This window comes from Daejeonella sp. (assembly GCF_017495225.1).
GTDB lineage: Bacteria > Bacteroidota > Bacteroidia > Sphingobacteriales > Sphingobacteriaceae > Daejeonella.
In genome coordinates this window covers 50,202-68,493 of the sequence record NZ_JAFEIG010000011.1, presented here as the reverse complement: position 1 = coordinate 68,493, position 18,292 = coordinate 50,202, and the positions used below count along the sequence as shown (strand labels likewise).

General features: G+C 37.6%; 14 protein-coding genes. 3 read left to right on the top strand and 11 right to left on the bottom strand.

Annotated elements, in window-relative coordinates; translation table 11 throughout:
• Window positions 1-598 precede the first annotated feature (598 nt).
• On the top strand, window positions 599-3,409 hold the full coding sequence (locus tag QZ136_RS04395; protein ID WP_291400763.1) for a S8 family serine peptidase: 2,811 nt from the start codon (window positions 599-601) through the stop codon (window positions 3,407-3,409).
• A gap of 27 nt (window positions 3,410-3,436) precedes the next feature.
• On the opposite strand, the gene QZ136_RS04390 is transcribed toward QZ136_RS04395, so the two are convergent.
• Window positions 3,437-4,633 (bottom strand): cytochrome c peroxidase, encoded by a 1,197-nt coding sequence (locus QZ136_RS04390; RefSeq protein WP_291400761.1) that lies wholly within the window; start codon window positions 4,631-4,633, stop codon window positions 3,437-3,439.
• A gap of 180 nt (window positions 4,634-4,813) precedes the next feature.
• The gene (locus tag QZ136_RS04385; RefSeq protein WP_291400759.1) at window positions 4,814-5,392 is read right to left on the bottom strand and encodes a thymidine kinase; all 579 of its coding nucleotides are present in this window, start codon (window positions 5,390-5,392) and stop codon (window positions 4,814-4,816) included.
• Window positions 5,393-5,563: 171 nt separating this feature from the next.
• On the opposite strand from QZ136_RS04385, the gene QZ136_RS04380 reads away from it, so the two are divergent.
• On the top strand, window positions 5,564-6,499 hold the full coding sequence (locus QZ136_RS04380) for a hypothetical protein (RefSeq protein ID WP_291400757.1): 936 nt from the start codon (window positions 5,564-5,566) through the stop codon (window positions 6,497-6,499).
• On the opposite strand, the gene rodA is transcribed toward QZ136_RS04380, so the two are convergent.
• The 9 genes from rodA to QZ136_RS04335 form a co-directional block, all read right to left on the bottom strand.
• The gene (rodA, locus tag QZ136_RS04375; protein WP_291400755.1) at window positions 6,492-7,751 is read right to left on the bottom strand and encodes a rod shape-determining protein RodA; all 1,260 of its coding nucleotides are present in this window, start codon (window positions 7,749-7,751) and stop codon (window positions 6,492-6,494) included. The two genes, QZ136_RS04380 and rodA, sit on opposite strands and share 8 nt — an antisense overlap.
• The gene (mrdA, locus tag QZ136_RS04370) at window positions 7,744-9,663 is read right to left on the bottom strand and encodes a penicillin-binding protein 2 (RefSeq protein WP_291400753.1); all 1,920 of its coding nucleotides are present in this window, start codon (window positions 9,661-9,663) and stop codon (window positions 7,744-7,746) included. Before mrdA ends, rodA begins: the two co-directional genes overlap by 8 nt.
• A 144-nt stretch (window positions 9,664-9,807) precedes the next feature.
• Window positions 9,808-10,323 carry a rod shape-determining protein MreD gene (locus QZ136_RS04365; protein WP_291400751.1) on the bottom strand — a complete coding sequence of 172 codons (516 nt, stop codon included), beginning with the start codon at window positions 10,321-10,323 and terminating at the stop codon, window positions 9,808-9,810.
• On the bottom strand, window positions 10,323-11,150 hold the full coding sequence (gene mreC / locus QZ136_RS04360) for a rod shape-determining protein MreC (RefSeq protein WP_291400748.1): 828 nt from the start codon (window positions 11,148-11,150) through the stop codon (window positions 10,323-10,325). The genes QZ136_RS04365 and mreC overlap by 1 nt, the downstream gene beginning before the upstream one ends.
• A gap of 112 nt (window positions 11,151-11,262) precedes the next feature.
• Window positions 11,263-12,285 carry a rod shape-determining protein gene (locus QZ136_RS04355; RefSeq protein ID WP_291400746.1) on the bottom strand — a complete coding sequence of 341 codons (1,023 nt, stop codon included), beginning with the start codon at window positions 12,283-12,285 and terminating at the stop codon, window positions 11,263-11,265.
• Between the two features lie 97 nt (window positions 12,286-12,382).
• Window positions 12,383-13,909, bottom strand: a complete 1,527-nt coding sequence (gene purH / locus QZ136_RS04350) for a bifunctional phosphoribosylaminoimidazolecarboxamide formyltransferase/IMP cyclohydrolase (RefSeq protein ID WP_291400744.1) — start codon at window positions 13,907-13,909, stop codon at window positions 12,383-12,385.
• Window positions 13,910-14,000: 91 nt separating this feature from the next.
• Window positions 14,001-14,585: a phosphoribosylglycinamide formyltransferase gene (gene purN, locus QZ136_RS04345; RefSeq protein WP_291400742.1), complete on the bottom strand. Its 585-nt coding sequence runs from the start codon at window positions 14,583-14,585 to the stop codon at window positions 14,001-14,003.
• Window positions 14,586-14,769: 184 nt separating this feature from the next.
• A complete protein-coding gene (gene hppD, locus QZ136_RS04340) occupies window positions 14,770-15,894 on the bottom strand; it encodes a 4-hydroxyphenylpyruvate dioxygenase (RefSeq protein ID WP_291400740.1) in 1,125 nt (374 codons plus the stop codon).
• 62 nt (window positions 15,895-15,956) lie between these two features.
• Window positions 15,957-17,120, bottom strand: coding sequence for a homogentisate 1,2-dioxygenase (locus QZ136_RS04335; protein WP_291400738.1), 1,164 nt, complete (start codon window positions 17,118-17,120; stop codon window positions 15,957-15,959).
• A 165-nt stretch (window positions 17,121-17,285) separates the two neighbouring features.
• Between QZ136_RS04335 and QZ136_RS04330 the strand changes: the two genes are divergently transcribed.
• On the top strand, window positions 17,286-18,290 hold the full coding sequence (locus QZ136_RS04330; protein ID WP_291400736.1) for a fumarylacetoacetate hydrolase family protein: 1,005 nt from the start codon (window positions 17,286-17,288) through the stop codon (window positions 18,288-18,290).
• Window positions 18,291-18,292: the final 2 nt, after the last annotated feature.

The window sequence follows — 18,292 nt, the reverse complement described above, 5'->3', positions numbered from 1 at the left end:
CTTTCATGAAAACCAATTGTTCTTTCTTAATACCGTTAATTTCTTAATGTTTTAAAATTAAACCAAATTTTGAGACAGGTCGTGACTTGAGATATGAGATATGAGATCGCTCGTAGGGACAGGTCGCGACCTGTCCTCTTTCATGAAAACCAATCTTTCTTAAGACCCTTAATTTCTTAATGTTTTAAGCACCATGCCATTGCGAGGGTTAATCAATGTTATAAAAATCAATATAAATGACGTTAAATTGTAATGTAATAAATTTTCAACTGATTGATTTTATTTATTGCAATGGATTGAAATCCATTGCTACAAGATGGGTCGTCCCGATGGGACTGGTAAATAGTTCTATACTGGTAAATACAGAAAAGAGCCATATTTTAAGGCAAGAATTTATTCCTGTTCTGTACCCACGTGAACGGTAAATGGTTCGTCAATGAGAGACTGCTAAATAATCTTTTTTGCAATGGATTGAAATCAATTGACTGTTCTAATTTAAAATATTAATTTACAATTAATAAAAATTCGATTTAATTCGTATTGATCCGGTTTTAATGAAAATATCGCTATATTTTAGTATTTTTGTAAATATTCCTTTATGAGAGCTGTATTTCTGCTATTCTTTTTTTTCGCTGCTTTTTCTTCATTTGGGAATGATGATCCTAAGTCTATTCAGCCACGGAAATTTACTTTGCCAATTGGTGTAAGCTCCAAGAATTACCTTCCTAATACCATTATCGTCAAATTTAAGGAAGCCAAGTCTGACTCTGAGCTTCGTTCAACTATTCAAAGCTTTAGTGTGAAAGATTTGAAATTGAAGTCAGCCAATATAAATACTTTCAAAGCTCTTTTTCAGGATGCTTTGCAAACAAAAGCTAATCCAGAATTCAATAATTCGCCAAAGGCGGATAGCATCGGTTTAAATCGAATTTATGAGCTTAATTATTCCTCGAAGAAAAATATTGTTGAGCTTATAAACGAACTACTTTTAGATCCTAAGGTCGAGTATGCGGAGCCCAGCTATATTTATTCGACAGACTTTGTCCCAAATGATCCATTTTACCTCTCTAATCAGAATTTTTTACGTCAGGTTAAGGCAGATCAGGCTTGGGATATCATTCGGAACTCCTCAAATTCAATTATTGCCATTGTTGATTCGGGTTCAGATCTAGACCATGTGGATCTCAAGGCCAATATTATTTTGCCTGGGAAGGATTTGGTGGGCCTTAGCGGAAGCAATCCCATAGAGGATAATGATCCGGATGTGAAGAGTGATAGTACCGATCATGGGGTGCGCGTGAGTGGTGTTGCATCGGCGGTTTCTAACAACGGACTTGGTATTTCGAGTGTTGCTTTTAATGCCAAATTAATGATTGTTAAGGCTGGTGCTGATAATAATGGGAAGGCAATTTATAGGGGTTATGAGGGCATTAAATATGCTGCTGATAATGGGGCACATATTATTAATTGTTCATGGGGCGGTCCAGGAGGGGGTTCTTTCGGTCAGGATATTATCAATTATGCCATTTCGCGTGGGAGCCTTGTAATTGCTGCCGCAGGAAATGAAAATAGTACTACACCTAGTTTCCCTGCAAGTTACCCAGGAGTGCTAGGGGTGGCGGCAGTAGATGCTAGCGACCGTAAAGCAAGTTATTCTAATTATGGAAGCACGATTTCTATCCTAGCTCCTGGCGATGTGTTTAGCACTGCCAATGCAAATCGATACGGCTTTAGTCGCGGGACTTCCTTATCTGCTCCCATCGTTTCAAGTGCCGCCGCACTGGTGAAAGCACGTTTTCCTCTTTTTGATATGGTGCAGGTGCGTGAACAGTTATTGGCTACCGCAGATAATATTGATGCCTTAAACCCTAGTTTTGCTGGGAAATTGGGTAGAGGTCGCTTGAATGTTTTTCGTGCCGTTTCGGATACTAGACCTGCCATTCGTAATCAAAAATTGACTATTTTGGATAAGGCCAATGGCTCCCGACCAGCAGAGGATACCTTGCGTCTATTTTTCGACCTCAAGAATATTTTATCACCAGCAAGCGCAGTGATAGCTAAATTGAGCTCCAGCAATCCCAATATTCAAATTTTAGATCAAGAACTTGCCGTCGGTAATATGGCCACCTCAGAGATTAAAAGAATGGTTGGCCCTTTCCGAGTGTATCTAAAACCAACAATCACTGAAAATGAGCTTGTTGAATTTACCATTACTTATACTGCATCAAATCCATATACTGATCAAGAAAAGTTTCAAATTAATGTTGCACTTGACTACCTAAATATTGAGGTAAATCAGGTTTCTAGCAGCATGACAAGCATCGGTCGTATTGGATTTAGTGATGCCAATGCCGAAAAGGGTTTAGGTTTTATCTATAAAAATGATCCTTTATTGTATGAAGCCTCATTGATGATCGGTGCTTCTTCATCCCAAGTATCAAATAATACAAGAAATGACTTGGGGAGTGCCGATGAACATTTTCTTAAGAAAATTAAGGTCTTTGAAAATGATGCGGTTGATGTGGCTTTCTTTGGCCAAAGTGAGTTTGATGATTCTGCAAGTCCCAAACCCATTAATATTTCCGTTAAAAACACTATTAGAGCCTATTCTAAGTCCCCAGATGATAAATATATCCTCGCCGAATATGAGCTTAAGAATACAAGTTTTACAGCTTTAAATGGCATCTATTTGGGACTTTTTACGGATTGGGATGTGGATGCCAATGGAAGGGATGTTACTCAATATGATGTTTTTAATCGTTTGGGATATGTTTATGGTAAGTTTGGTGCTACTCCTTATGCAGGTGTTAAGCAACTGACTACCACTGGCAGACCGATTTATTATCCTATGTCATATCAAGTGGTGGGCGACCCACTGGAGACGGGTAGTGGCTTCAGCATTTCAGAGAAATTTTCTACTTTATCAAGTGGTATTAAGTCGACAAGTTTAGGCGAAAATTCTGCAAATGGTTATGATGTGATGTTTGTTTCGGGCAACGGACCATTTAATATTCCTCCGAACGGTTCGGTGAAGGTGGCTTTTGCCTTGTTGGCAGGCGATAATCTCACTGATTTACAAGCATCTGCAGCTGCGGCTCAGAAAAAATACGATGAATTATATAAGGAACTAAATGAGCTTACTGCTGCTGGATTTATACTCAAGCAAAATTATCCCAACCCAGCAATTAATTTAAGTACCATTGAGTTTGGTGTGGCTGTAGAGGGAATGGTTTCTATTCAATTGTATAATTCAGTCGGACAGTCTGTTAGGGAATTATATAATGGATTGACTACGAGAGGTTTCCATACCATTAGCCCTAATTTAAGCGATTTATCTCCTGGTATTTATATCTATAAAATGCTTTATGGAGGCAAAGAGAAATCATTGAAAATGATTATTTCTCGATAAAATTAATCTTGCCTTAATCTTCCAATTTTATAGAAAAGGATCACTCCATTTTTTATCAACATAAACGTTTGTTCCTGAAAGTGTTTGTAAAAATGCGATGAGTGCATTTATTTCAGTTTCACTAAGGTTTAAATTCTGACCTATTCTGTTAGGTGCCAACCTTGGATCTAGATTTGGATTCTGATTTTGGTTTAAGTTTATGGTATTATAGTGGTTAAGCACTGCCCTTAAGGTTCGGTTTGCTCCGGTATGCATCATCGGACCATTAACTTTTCCGCCAACCCTGGTTAAGTCTCTTAAGGAAGGAGCACGAGTAACGCTTAGGTCTCTGTTTGTGCTATTTATCACTCCAATAATTCCATTATTGCGAGTGTTGGGATCAATATCAAACTCTGGTGCATTGTGACAGCCATTGCAACCTGCACCACCTGAAATTCTCATTGAATTTGCATCAAAAACTGGTGGGTTTGTAAATATATTTTTCCCCAAATTTTCTTCTGCAGTAAAATTCGGGAAATTTTGATTGCCATTAGCAACCAATGCTCTTCCTGCGTCATATTTGGAATCAAATGATTGAATACTTCTGATAAACTGTGCTAAAGACTCTTGTAAACGCGCTTCAGTGACAGTCACATCATTGTATGCGAATTTAAAAAGTTCATTATAATAACTAATTCCCTGTAATTTACTTAATAAGGTACTAAGGGCTGGTCGGCCATTCTGCCCACTGAAACCCATTTCTAAATGATCTGCAATCGGTTGGGTAGTTTGTAGTTCTAGGCTTGCTGCTCGTTCATCCCAGAAAAATTTTTGCTCTACTGCAAATCTTGAATTAACCAATCTCATGGAATGTCTTGTAGTGACACCCCCAAGAATGCCGCTACTTACTAAAGCGGTATCACTAAATGCAAATTCCTGTTTGTGGCAACTGGAGCATGAAATTGAATTGTTTATACTTAGATTTTTATCATAAAAAAGAACCCTTCCTAGAGTTGCTTTTGCATTAACTATTGGATTTGCACCTGTATTATCTTTAACAATATAAGGTGGTTTGCTTTGCCCCGCATAATTACTCAGATTATTTAAATCAATATTTCCTCCAAATGCCGCTTTTATAGCAGGAAAGCTTAATACTGCATCAATTTCGCTAGTATTTTTTCTACAACTGGCAGCAATAACCACAATGAAGAGAATGGTAGATAGCACTTTAAACGTATTTTTCATTATTGTGGAGTCAAGATTTATCAAATATAAAATAAGGTAACAATAGCTTGTAATAATTTAAAACAAGAAATTTTATTTTGATATACGTAATATTTGGATCCCTAAGTTTTCAGTAATGAAATTAATTTCATTGAAAAGAATAGCGCAAGAAATTTGAAAAGATGGGTTTGTGAGATAATTCTAGCCTACGCTATTATAGCATGTCCTACAACGCGGTTCATAGCTTTCTTTTTCACCAAGAAGTATTTTCGCCTCACTGCTGGAAGTCCGGAACGAATAAGTTGCTGGTCCGCCACATTGCAAACAAACTGCATGTACTTTTGTTACTATTTCGGCAATCGACATGAGGGCAGGCATCGGACCGAAAGGATTTCCAAGATAATCCATATCCAATCCGGCAATTATCACACGAATGCCACGGTTTGCCAGTTTATTGCATACATCGGGCAGTTCGTCGTCAAAAAACTGGGCTTCGTCGATTCCTACAACTTCTGTATTTGCGCCTAATAGAAGTATGGATGCGGCATTTTCAACGGGGGTGGAGTGAATAGAGTTTTGGTCGTGCGAAACGACTGAGTTTTCATCGTAGCGGGTGTCTGTTTTAGGTTTAAAAATTTCAACGTTCAACTTGGCAATTTGTGCGCGACGAAGTCTTCGGATTAGTTCTTCCGTTTTTCCGGAAAACATAGATCCACAAATTACTTCAATGCTTCCACCAAGTTCATTTCTACGTTTAAAATTTTGCTCACTAAATAACATGCTATTTTCCCTGTTTTTCTTTGCGCTAATATCCGAAATTTCTTGCAGATTGAGGACTAAGCGCTTTTAATATTAATACCTATTTAGGATAAATGTGCTTATATTTGAACCAATCTATTTAACCCAAAGCCCATTGGAGGCATTTTTGAGACCCAAAAACATGTTGTAATAATGATGAATAAGAGAGAGATTTTTAATAGAGTTGCTGGTATTATTTCTGAGCTCAACGAACAATTTGAATACCTTTCCAAAAATGCAGATCATTTAAATGATTTGGAGCTTGAACTTTTTGCTGCAAATGCTGATTTTCTTTCCGATCATATTTCAATTCTTTTGAAGCTAAATGCTGAATCTACACAGGTTTCAGCGCCTATAGTTTCAAAACCTATAGTTTCAGAACCTGTTATTTCAAAACCTATTGTTCCTGAGCCAGAGCCAGAAGAAGAGCAAATGCCTGTGGTGCACAATTTTACGATTGAAGCTCAGGAAATTGAGGCTTTTGAAGAGGGAAAAATAGAGATTAAAATTCCTGAATGGAAATTAGAAATTCAGGATGACCTGATCGAAACGTTTGAATTTGAGGATAAGTCGGCAGAGGAGCTTTTTGACCGACCTTTAACCGAAGAAGAGATGCGGGTGATTGATGAGAAAACAAGATTGAAAACCATTCCTGAGGAAGAGTTTATACCTGAAGTTTCTTTCAAGCCGATTGTTTCACAAATTGAAAAGCCAAAAGAGGAGGTCAAGCCTATTGAAAATGAGTCTCCAGTTAAGGCGACCGAACAAGAGGCTCCATCACTTACTTTAAATGAGATGCTTTCTGCTCAAACCTCTCAAAATACTGTCTCAGGGCAGTTTAACCAAAGGCAAGTAAAAGATTTAAAGAGTTTAATCAGCTTAAATGATAAACTTCAATTTGTGCGTGATCTTTTTAACGGTTATAGTTTAGCTTATAGCGAAGCGATAGAGCTTATCAATCGTTTTGATAACTTTGATGCTGCCGATAATTTCTTGAAGCAAAATTATGCTATTAAGAATAATTGGGCTGAAAAGCAGGATGTTGCTGATAAATTCTACGAAATTTTAAATCGCCGATTTTCTAATTAATTCCCATTCGATTAGAGTCGAATTTGAGTAGAATAAATAATAAAATCGTAAAACTCCATAGCGAAGAACCTCCATAGCTTAAAAATGGCAGTGGTATTCCAATTACTGGGATTAATCCGATGGTCATTCCAATATTTATGAAAATATGGAAAAATAGGATGGATGCCACTCCATAGCCATAAATGCGCGACATGGATGATCTTTGTCGCTCTGCGATATTAACAATTCTCATGAGGAGGAAGAGGTAGAGAATCACCACCATAAAGCTTCCTGCAAATCCCCATTCTTCACCTACAGTACAAAAAATGAAATCGGTACTCTGCTCAGGCACAAAATCGTATTTTGTTTGTGTTCCTTGAAGATAACCTTTGCCCCATAGTCCGCCAGAGCCAATTGCAATTTTTGATTGATTGAGGTTATAGCCAATTCCGCGTGGATCATCAACTTTCCCTAGAATCAGGTCAATTCTATTTCTTTGATGCGGTTTTAGTATTTTATTGTAGGCAAAATCTACCGAAAAGATAAAAAGTACCGAAAAAAGTACGCCCCAGCCTGTCACTTTAATCATATTTTGGCTTTTTCGGTTGAAATAGACCCAAGTTCCTGCCGCTACTAAAACACCTGCAAGGACTAAATATTTATTGTAAAGTACTGTCAAAACGAAAAGAATGATGGCTAATCCTTCAATAAGCAAGAAATAACCCGAAAGCCCCTCACGATATAAAACCAATATCAAAGAGCTGAATGTTAGTGCAGAACCAGCATCGGGTTGTAGGAGTATGAGCGCTGTAGGAATAAGAATGATGAAAGCAGCAAAAAGCTGTGTTTTAATATCCTGAATTTTTATGGTTCCAGAGCTTAAGTATCTAGCCAACATTAGGCAGGTTGCAAATTTCGCAAATTCGGAGGGTTGAAGTCGGAAACTACCAATAGGAATCCATGCTTGGTTACCACCCACATTCCGGCCGATTATGAGCACTAAAATCAGTAGCAGGATGGTTATCCCATAAAAAATTGGTGAAAATGTATTAAAAAATCGGCTATCGAGCAGTAAAATAGCCAATCCGATTATGAAAGCCGAAATAATGAAAAAGAACTGCTTACCATAATTGGTGTCTAGATCAATGATGCTGGGATTCGAGGGATCATAAACTGCAGCATGAATATTGAACCAGCCAATAATGCATAGCGTGATATAAGTCAAGATAATGGGCCAATCGACATTGAAAAATAGGCTTCTTTGATTATTCATTTTTTACATTATCGTTTTTGGGCGTATTTGTTTGTTTAGCGGCAATGCTATCGCTTGCTATTTTAGTCTTAGGCTTGCTTTTAACCGCTGCGCCAGGTAATAAGTTTGCTTCAAGAATACGATCTACATAAATTTGGGGCCTGCTAATGCTCTTTTTAATATATTTTTCTACCATGAGGCTGGCAATTGGTGCCGACCATGTAGCACCGTATCCTGCATTTTCTACTACTACGGCGATAGCTATTTTAGGATTATCGCGCGGAGCAAAGGCTATAAATACCGAGTGATCTTTACCATGAGGATTTTGAACGGTACCTGTTTTACCACACATCTCAATATCCACAATTTTTGAATACCATGCTGTACCATTGGGCTGGTTTACCACATCGCTCATGCCATCAATTACAGTTTTAAAATACTGAGGCTTGATTCCTGCATCGTTTTTCTTAACAAACTCTTCTTTGATGATTTTCTTTTCTCCAATAGCTTTTATAAGATGTGGTTTATAGAAAAAACCTCGATTAGCCACAATAGCTGCAATATTCGCCATCTGTAGCGGTGTAATTCCGAGCTCCCCCTGACCAATGGAAAGCGAAATGGTAAAGGCTGATCCCCAGCGATCACTTTTAAATCGCTTAGTATAAAGTTCATCACTTGGTAAAAGTCCATCGCGTTCTCCTGGCAAGTCAATTCCAAGTTTAGAACCAACTCCAAAGGCCGAAACAGAATTCCGCCATCTTTTAAAGGCATTTACAGGGCGCATGCCGGCAAAATCAATCATACGACTGTAGGCATAGCCATAATAAGTATTACAAGACTCAGAGATAGACTTTCTAAGGTCTACAGCACCATGAACGTGTGTGCAGCCCATAAATCCCTTACGGCCATATCGATAGCCTCCAGGGCAGGAAAAGACCGTATTTTCATTAATCAATCCGTATTGCTGAGCAATTAGCGCATTTACAAGCTTAAAAATTGATCCTGGTGGATATTCTGCTTGTATGGGCCTAACAAACATGGGCTTGTATGGGTCATTAAGCAGCTCCATATAATTATTGCCTCTCTGACGGCCAACCATTAAATTGGGGTCGTAACCGGGACTGCTAACAAAGGATAAAATTTCGCCTGTAGCGGGTTCGATGGCAACAACGCTACCGATTTTATTTTGCATCAATTGCTCACCAAACTTTTGAAGGTCTTTGTCTAATGAGGATATTAAATTATCTCCTGAAACGGCCACAGTATCATATTTGCCCTCTGCATATTTTCCTTGAGGTCTGTTTAAAGCATCCACCATGAAGTTTGATACACCTCGTTGGCCTCTCAATAATTCTTCATAAGAGCGTTCAATGCCTGTAATGCCATGATAATCCGACTGACTATAAAAGCCTTTAGATTTTTCGATTACTTTTTGATTTACCTCGCCAATATAACCAAGAAAATGCGCCGCAATACTATCGGGATACCTTCTTACCGTTCTTTTTTGGACATAAAAGCCTGGAAATTCACTAAGCTTCTCCTGAAATGAGGCATAAGTTTGTACCGATAATTGCTTCTCGAAAATGGAGGCTTTATAAGGAGAATAATTCTTTGCCTTTTTGAAGCGTTTATCAAATCCCTTTTTGTCGATTCCTATTAATTCGCAAAATTTTAAAGTGTCAAAAGCTTTTACCTCGCGGGGGATAAGCATCAGATCGTAAACAGGTTCGTTCTGAGTAAGGATTTTGTTATTACGATCTAAAATTACTCCTCGAGCAGGATAGATGGGTAATCTTCGGATGACATTGTTTTCTGCCGAAAGAAAATATTCGTCGCTTATTACCTGAATGTAAAACAGTCGGCTAAGTAAAATAAGGATGATTACAATGAATATTCCTTGGACTACATACTTTCGGGCAAAAAAACTATTCATTAACCTTTAGGAAATTATATGTTGTGTTTCTCTAATTTTAGATTTAAATATTCTCATACAATTTCAATCTTTTAAGAAAATTGTATAATTCTTTTACAAAAGTACAAAAGAAATTGTATGCGAATATTGCTAAGACAAAATAGATTAACGTGTTTTTTTGCTAAAGAATGCAAATTCGCTAATTAAAATGAGTGTAACTGTAAAAATAGAGCTTAATAATACTCTAATGAGGGTATATCCTAATTCACCAAACTTAAAATTTTCGAATGTGAAAAGGATAAAATGATGAGAAATAGTGAGTATAGTGGAGTAGAAAATAAACCATCTAAATCCCATAGCGCCCAAGCTTGGTTCTGGTTCATTGTCAAATCCATCGCGCTGTACCGTTATGCTGATATAAATGATTCTGATAAAGGCCATAACCGTGCATGCAGCAGCATTTAATCCCAAAGTATCATAAAATACATCAATTGTTATTCCTGTAGAAAATGCCAAGAAAAATAAAAGCCAATTCGGAATTCCAAAGGGAAGTAGAAGTATAAAAAGGATGTATAAATAGGGGATGCTGAGGTTGTAATAGCCAATGTTTTTCAACAAAAATACCTGAGTGGCAATTAGTAGAAAAAAGCGAATGAAGTTAATGATTACTACTCGTCCCATTATTCAATTTTATTTTGAGATTCTAAAGCAATTTGTTGAGCAGATAGCAGATTATTTATCACATAAACATATTGTAAAGTCGAAAAATCTGTATCTAGCTTTACTTTGATGTCCATTTCGCCATCACCACCTTTTTTTCTGTTTTCAACCACATAACCGATATTGGTTCCTTCAGGGAATAATGAAAATTCGGATGTAACTACTCTATCTCCCTTCTTTATAATCAAATGACTCTGAATATCTTTCAAATAAACATATCGGGAGTCGTTATTACCTTCCCCCCAGACTAAAGAACCTATGTTTCCATTAACTTGTGCGCTCACTTTAGTTTCGCTATGTAGAATGGAACGTATGGTAGCGAAATCTGGACTCACATTTAAGACAATTCCTACAATACCTTTAGCAGATGTAACACCCATGCCCTTTGCAATGCCGTGTTTAGTCCCGCGATCTATAGTCAAATAATTATTCTTTTGATGAATGGAGTTATTGATAACCTTGGCTAGGGTATAGGTGTATTGCTGTTTTAGGGTGCTATCACGGACCGTTACCTGTTTTAAGCTATCGCTTTTGAATGAAGAGGCTAATTGATTTCTCAAGAGCGCATTTTCTGCTGCCAGACTATCATTGATGCTTCTAAGTGAGAGATAACCTTTTACTTCATTCACTTGCTCATAAGCAGAGCCCACCATTTTGTTGGAAGAATTCCATACACTAGCTCGCTGAAAAGAATTGTTTTTAATAAGCAGGGATAGCGATATTAAAAAATAAAAAACCAGCAGAAAAAATGCATTGTGCTTAAGAAAAAATAGCCAAATGTTACGCATGTGTTATCCTACAAATATGGGCTTGAATCCTGTAAAAAGTGACATATAACGTTCATAGCTTTAAATAATATCTTTTGAATTAAATAAATTAATTCAAAAGATATTTAATTTCTTATTGCATTAAGAATTTAAAGTTTCCAATATTTTTCAATGCGATACCAGTTCCGCGTACAACTGCGCGCAATGGATCTTCGGCAACATGAACAGGAAGCTTAGTTTTTGACGAAATTCTTTTGTCTAGTCCGCGTAATAACGCACCACCACCAGTTAAGTAAATACCTGTTTGGTAGATATCAGCTGAAAGTTCAGGGGGAGTCATCTCTAGTGCTTTCAAGATAGCTTCTTCAATTTTTGAGATGGATTTATCTAGGCAATGTGCAATTTCAGTATAAGAAACTGTAATTTGCTTAGGAACACCAGTCATTAAATCACGACCTTGAACGGCGAAATCAGCAGGTGGATCTGTAAGCTCAGGTAATGCAGCACCTACTTCGATTTTGATTTTCTCTGCGGTACGGTCGCCAATCATAATATTGTGTTGTCTACGAATATACTGAACAATATCACTATCGAAATTATCTCCAGCCACACGAATAGATTGATCACAAACAATTCCAGAAAGGGCAATAACGGCAATTTCGGTTGTTCCACCACCAATATCGATAATCATATTACCCATTGGTTCTTCCACGTCAATACCAATACCTACTGCAGCGGCCATTGGTTCATGAATAAGGTAAACTTCTTTTGCTCCGGCAATTTCGGCAGAGTCGCGCACAGCTCTTTTCTCAACTTCTGTGATACCTGAAGGGATACAAATAACCATACGTAAAGAAGGGAAAAACCACCCTTTGCCATTATTGATCATTTTTATCATACCACGAATCATGTATTCAGCAGCATTGAAATCAGCAATTACACCATCTTTCAATGGTCTAACTGTATGTATATTATCATGGGTTTTGCCTTCCATTTGCATGGCTTGCTTGCCAATGGCAATAACCTTGTTGGTGGTACGGTCAAATGCAACAATTGATGGTTCATCAACTACAACTTTATCATTATGAATAATAAGCGTATTTGCGGTGCCTAAGTCGATGGCAATTTCTTGTGTAAACCAATTAAATAATCCCATTTTGTATTTATTATTATTTTGAAATGTATGCTAATATAAACTCTTTTTATGAATGATTGTTATCTAGATGTTAATCATTCTTTTTTTGATAAATCTATTAATGTTTGAAATGTCTAACTCCTGTGGTCACCATGCCAATACCTTTTTGGTTTGCCATATCAATAGATTCTTGATCTTTTATTGAACCACCTGGTTGTAAAACCATGACAACTCCTGCATCGGCAGCTATTTCCACGCAATCAGGGAAGGGGAAGAATGCATCGGATGCCATTACACTGCCTTCCACACTAAAATTAAATGCTTTGGCCTTTACTAGTGCTTGTTGCAAGGCATCAACACGTGATGTTTGTCCCACTCCACTAGCAATCAAGCATCCATTTTTTGCAAGCACAATGGTATTTGATTTGGTATGTTTAACAATCTTATTTGCGAATTCTAAATCTTTCAATTGTTGCGCATTTGGTTTCAGCGCGGTAACTGCCACCATTTGATCTGGCTTTTCCATCACTAGATCCTTATCTTGCTCAATGATGCCATTCAAGAGAGTTTTGAACTGTTTTTTAGGTAGCTCAACCTCATTTCTTTTTAATAGGATGCGGTTCTTTTTCCCACATAATATCTGTTTTGCTTGCTCATCAAATGAGGGTGCAATTAAAACCTCAAAGAATAAATTGTTTATCTCTTTGGCTGTTTCTTCATTTATTTCACGGTTGCAGATTAATACACCACCAAATGCAGAAACTGGGTCGCATGCTAGTGCCGCATTCCAAGCTTCTAAAATGGTATCACAAGATGCGATGCCACAAGCATTGGTATGTTTTAAAATGGCAAATGTAGGGTCTTCAAATTCATCAATTAATGCAACAGCTGCATCCACATCTACTAAATTATTGTAGGATAGCTCTTTACCGTTAAGCTTTTCAAACATATTGTCTAAATTGCCATAGAAAACTCCTTTTTGATGCGGATTTTCTCCATAACGAAGACTCATTGCTTTTTGCTCACTGTATTTGAATACGCTGATTGGATCTTCCTGATTAAAATAATTGAATATTGCGGTATCGTAATGAGATGAAACATTAAATGCTTGACGTGCAAAAGATTTACGCTGACTCAATGTAGTTGAGCCATTGTTTTCGCTTAAAATGTTGCCTAATGTGGTATAATCGTCTTTCGATGCGATAATTACCACATCATTGTAGTTTTTTGCAGCGGCACGAATCAATGAAATACCACCAATATCTATTTTTTCAATGATTTCTTCTTCTGTTGCTCCCGATGCTAATGTTTCTTCGAAAGGGTAGAGGTCAACAATCACTAAATCGATTTGCGGAATTTCATACTGAGCAATTTGAGCCTGATCTTCTTGATGATCTCTGCGGTTTAAGATTCCACCAAATACTTTAGGGTGTAAGGTCTTTACGCGACCGCCAAGAATGGATGGATAACCGGTTAAATCTTCAACGGCAATAACGTCAATTCCTAAATCACGGATAAACTTTTCTGTCCCACCCGTAGAATAAAAAACTACTCCATCTTGGTGCAATTGCTTGATTAAGGGCTCTAGATTATCTTTGTAATAAACTGAAATTAAGGCGTTTTTGATCTTTACGGTCTGACTCATTTAGATAAAGGTTATAAAGCCGCAAAGATAAGGTTTTTTGATGGATTTGACGTTAAGGATTTAGCAAAAAAGGGCTGCTTTTTTCAAAAAATTAATTCTTGTTTTTAATCTTTTTCAGGATTTGCTCCACCACTTTTGGATAATGTAAATGCTCCAATTGTTGTCCCTTGAATTTGATCATTTCTAAATCATCTCCTTTTTCGATTTTAAATCGCGATTGATGAATCATTTCTCCCTCATCAAAATGTTCATTTACATAATGGATGGTGATTCCAGATTCTTCTTCGCCGGCATTTAATACTGCTTTATGGACTTTATCGCCATACATGCCTTTACCGCCATATTTGGGGAGTAGGGCAGGGTGGATATTGATAATTCGGTTCGGGAATGCGGAAATTAGGTTTTCAGGAATTAACCATAAAAAGCCGGCAAGTACTATCAGGTCGATTTGTAGATTTTTTAAAAGGCTTACAATCTCGTCGCTTTTATAAAATTCTTGCTTATCGAAAATATGTGATGGGACTTCAAAATTATCTGCTCTCTGCAAAACGTAAGCCTCAGGATTATTGCTAAGAATTAAGGCGACCTCCGCTTCTGGGTGTTTTTTAAAAAACTCCAAAATTTTTTGAGCATTCGACCCTGATCCGGAAGCAAAAATGGCAATACGTTTTTTCAAAATGATTAATTTTTAACAAAGATATTATTTTGTGTCTTTTATAGAAATGAAATATCAAAATACATTGATTGTCAGTATTTTCCAATTGATGGTAATAGTTGATATCCCATGGCTAATTAATAAAAAATGGATCTTCATCACCATAATTATGGGTTAAAGATCCATTCTAGCAACAATATTAGAATTATAAATTACCTCTTAATTCTTGCTCACGCTCCAAGGCCTCAAATAGTGCTTTAAAATTTCCGGCACCAAATGATCTAGCTCCCTTACGCTGAATAATTTCAAAAAATAAGGTCGGGCGATCTTCAACAGGCTTGGTGAAAATCTGTAAAAGGTAGCCTTCTTCGTCGCGGTCGACTAAAATACCCAAATTTTTAAGGGGCTCAATATCTTCTTCGATCTTACCAACGCGTGCTTCTAAAGTGTCGTAATAGGTGGTTGGGACTTTCAGGAATTCGATACCACGATCTTGTAGTTTTGTAACGGTATCTACAATATTATTGGTGGCGATAGCAATGTGTTGCACTCCTTCATCTCCATAAAAATCAAGGTATTCTTCCACTTGAGACCTCTTTTTACCTTCTGCAGGTTCATTGATTGGGAATTTTACATAGCCGTTTCCATTGCTCATTACCTTGCTCATCAAAGCCGAATACTCAGTCGAGATTTGCTTATCGTCAAAGGTTAGAATGTTACGAAAGCCCATAACTTCTTCATAAAATTTAACCCATTTATCCATTTGGTTCCATCCCACATTCCCTACACAATGATCTACATAAAGTAGGCCGGTTGGCTCTGGGTTATAATGGCTTTCCCACTTTTTATAGCCAGGCATAAATGGACCATTATAATTGGAACGGTCGATGAATAAATGCACAGTTTCGCCGTAGGTATAGATACCGCTCATGCGTAATGTTCCGTGTTCATCTTCTAAAGTTTGCGGTTCCATATAGCTTTCAGCACCTCTTGTAGTGGTCTGATTATAAGCATCATAGGCATCGTCAACCCACAGTGCAATAATTTTTACGCCATCGCCATGCTTGGTTAATTGCTCAGAAATTGGATGATTTGGATATAATGGTGTGGTTAAAACTAATCTTATTTTTTCTTGAACAAGCACATAGGAAGCACGGTCTTTAACCCCAGTTTCTGGTCCGGCATAGGCCAAACTCTGAAATCCAAAGGCTGTTTTATAGAAATGTGCTGCCTGCTTGGCATTTCCTACATATAATTCAATATAATCGGTCCCTTTTAATGGAAGAAAATCTATTTCTTGCGTATTTTTTTCAACTGTTTCTGTTTTCATGTCTTTTTTGAATCTACATTGCTAGCCAAATATTATGGCTTGCATTTTCCCTAAAATTGAAATTATGAATTCTCTTGCCAGCTTTTATGGTAGTTTTCATCCTCTATGTTGATGGCATAATCTGTGAGCATCAATGGCTTGAAAGGATCAATCATCACGGCTAATTCTTCCGTTTTTTCTTTGCCAATTGATTTTTCTACCGTTCCTGGATGCGGTCCATGTGGTATTCCGCCTGGATGTAGGGTTATTTGTCCTTTTACCACACTCTTGCGACTCATGAAATCGCCATCAACATAATATAAAACCTCGTCGCTATCCACATTGCTGTGATTGTATGGGGCAGGAATAGCCTGCGGATGATAGTCGTATTTTCTTGGCACGAAGGAGCAAATCACAAAATTATGCCCTTCAAATGTTTGATGTACCGGTGGTGGTTGATGCACTCTACCTGTGATCGGTTCAAAATCATGAATGGAGAATGCCCAAGGATAGTGGAATCCATCCCAGCCGATAAAATCGAATGGGTGTGTGCCATAAATATAAGGGTAAATCAATCCTTGTTTCTTGATCAGAATTTTAAAATCTCCTTTTTGATCTATCGTTTCTAAGTTTTGCGGTCTCTTGATATCGCGCTCGCAGAATGGAGAATGCTCCATTAACTGTCCCCATTGGTTGCGGTATCTTTTTGGGGTGCGTATCGGACTAAAACTTTCGATGATGAAGAGGCGGTTATCTTCGGTATTGAACTCCAATTGATAAATGGTACCACGTGGGATAACCAAATAATCGCCATACTCAAAAGGAATTTTTCCGAAGCCTGTTTTTAAGGTTCCGCTACCTTCGTGGATAAAAATCACTTCATCTGCCTGACTGTTTTTATAAAAATAATCAGTCATGGAGTGTCGCGGTGCAGCCAATGAAATATGAAGGTCGCTATTCACTAAAACAGGCTTGCGGCTCTCTAGGTAATCATCTTCAGGCTTAATCTTAAATCCGATAAGGCTGGTATGTTTTAAATGCTTTTCTCTAGCAATTTTTGGTTCCACAGAATAAGGCTCGCCCAATTCCTTCACAATTGTTGGAGGGTGGCAATGATAAACAAGCGAATATAGGCTAGAGAAGCCTTCAGTTGAGACCAATTCCTCAGCATACAGTGCACCATCCGGCTTACGGAAGACAGTATGACGTTTGTGAGGAATAGATCCTAAAGTATGATAAATAGGCATAAATTAGAATTTATTGTTTTATAATTGGTTAGTACAAAGGTAATGTTTTCTTTATGTTAATTTTTATCATGAATTTGTCTTATTCGAAATTTTATTTGGCTTGAAATTCATCCATCAAGTCAAAATTCTGTAATTTTGGCTAGCTACAACCAAATTATAAACGATATGAAATTAGTTTCCTACAAAACCGAAGACCGAGAGCATTTAGGATTGTTCGTTAAGGGCCATATTTATAATCTAAATTCTTGTGATAAGCTCATTCCCGATTCGATGAATGAATTCTTGAATGGCGGTGAGGAATTGATGGATCGTGCAAAAAATGTAGATCGAAAAATTAAGTCGGGCGAAATGACAGCCAAAGAGGAGATTTTCTTTGAGATTTTAGCTCCTGTACCTCATCCAACATCATGTAGAGATGGTTATGCTTTTAGGCAACATGTGGCTTCGGCGCGTAGAAACCGTAGGGTTGACATGATTCCTGAATTTGATCAATATCCGATATTTTATTTCACTAATCATAATGCCATTCAGGGTGTTGGCGATATTGAATGTATGCCCGATCATTTTGAAAAGCTTGATTTTGAGCTTGAAGCCTCTATTGTAATCGGCAAAAAAGGTAGAAATATCAAAGCTTCGGAAGCGGATGATTATATCGCTGGCTACATGATTATGAATGATATGAGTGCGCGCACCCTTCAAATGGAGGAAATGCTTCTCAATTTAGGCCCTGCAAAAGGTAAAGATTTCTCCACAGTTATCGGTCCCTGGTTAGTTACCCCCGATGAGCTTGAAGCTTATAAAATACCCGCAAAGGCTGGTCATACCGGCAATTCTTATGCCCTCGACATGAAGTGTTGGGTAAATGGTGTGGAAGTTTCTTCGGGTTCGATGGGCGATATGGATTGGACATTTGCCGAAATTATTGAGCGTTGCTCTTATGGTGTGGATGTATTGCCTGGGGATGTTATTGGGTCTGGGACCGTTGGTACGGGCTGTTTTCTGGAGCTAAACGGGACTGGTCTGCTGAATGATCCTAATTTTAAACCACAGTGGTTGCAAGATGGGGATATTGTTGAAATGGAAATTACCGGTTTAGGTAGATTAACCAATACCATTCGAAAAGTTGATAGCGATTGGTCGATTTTAAAGTTGAAAAAATTGAATAGCTAAAT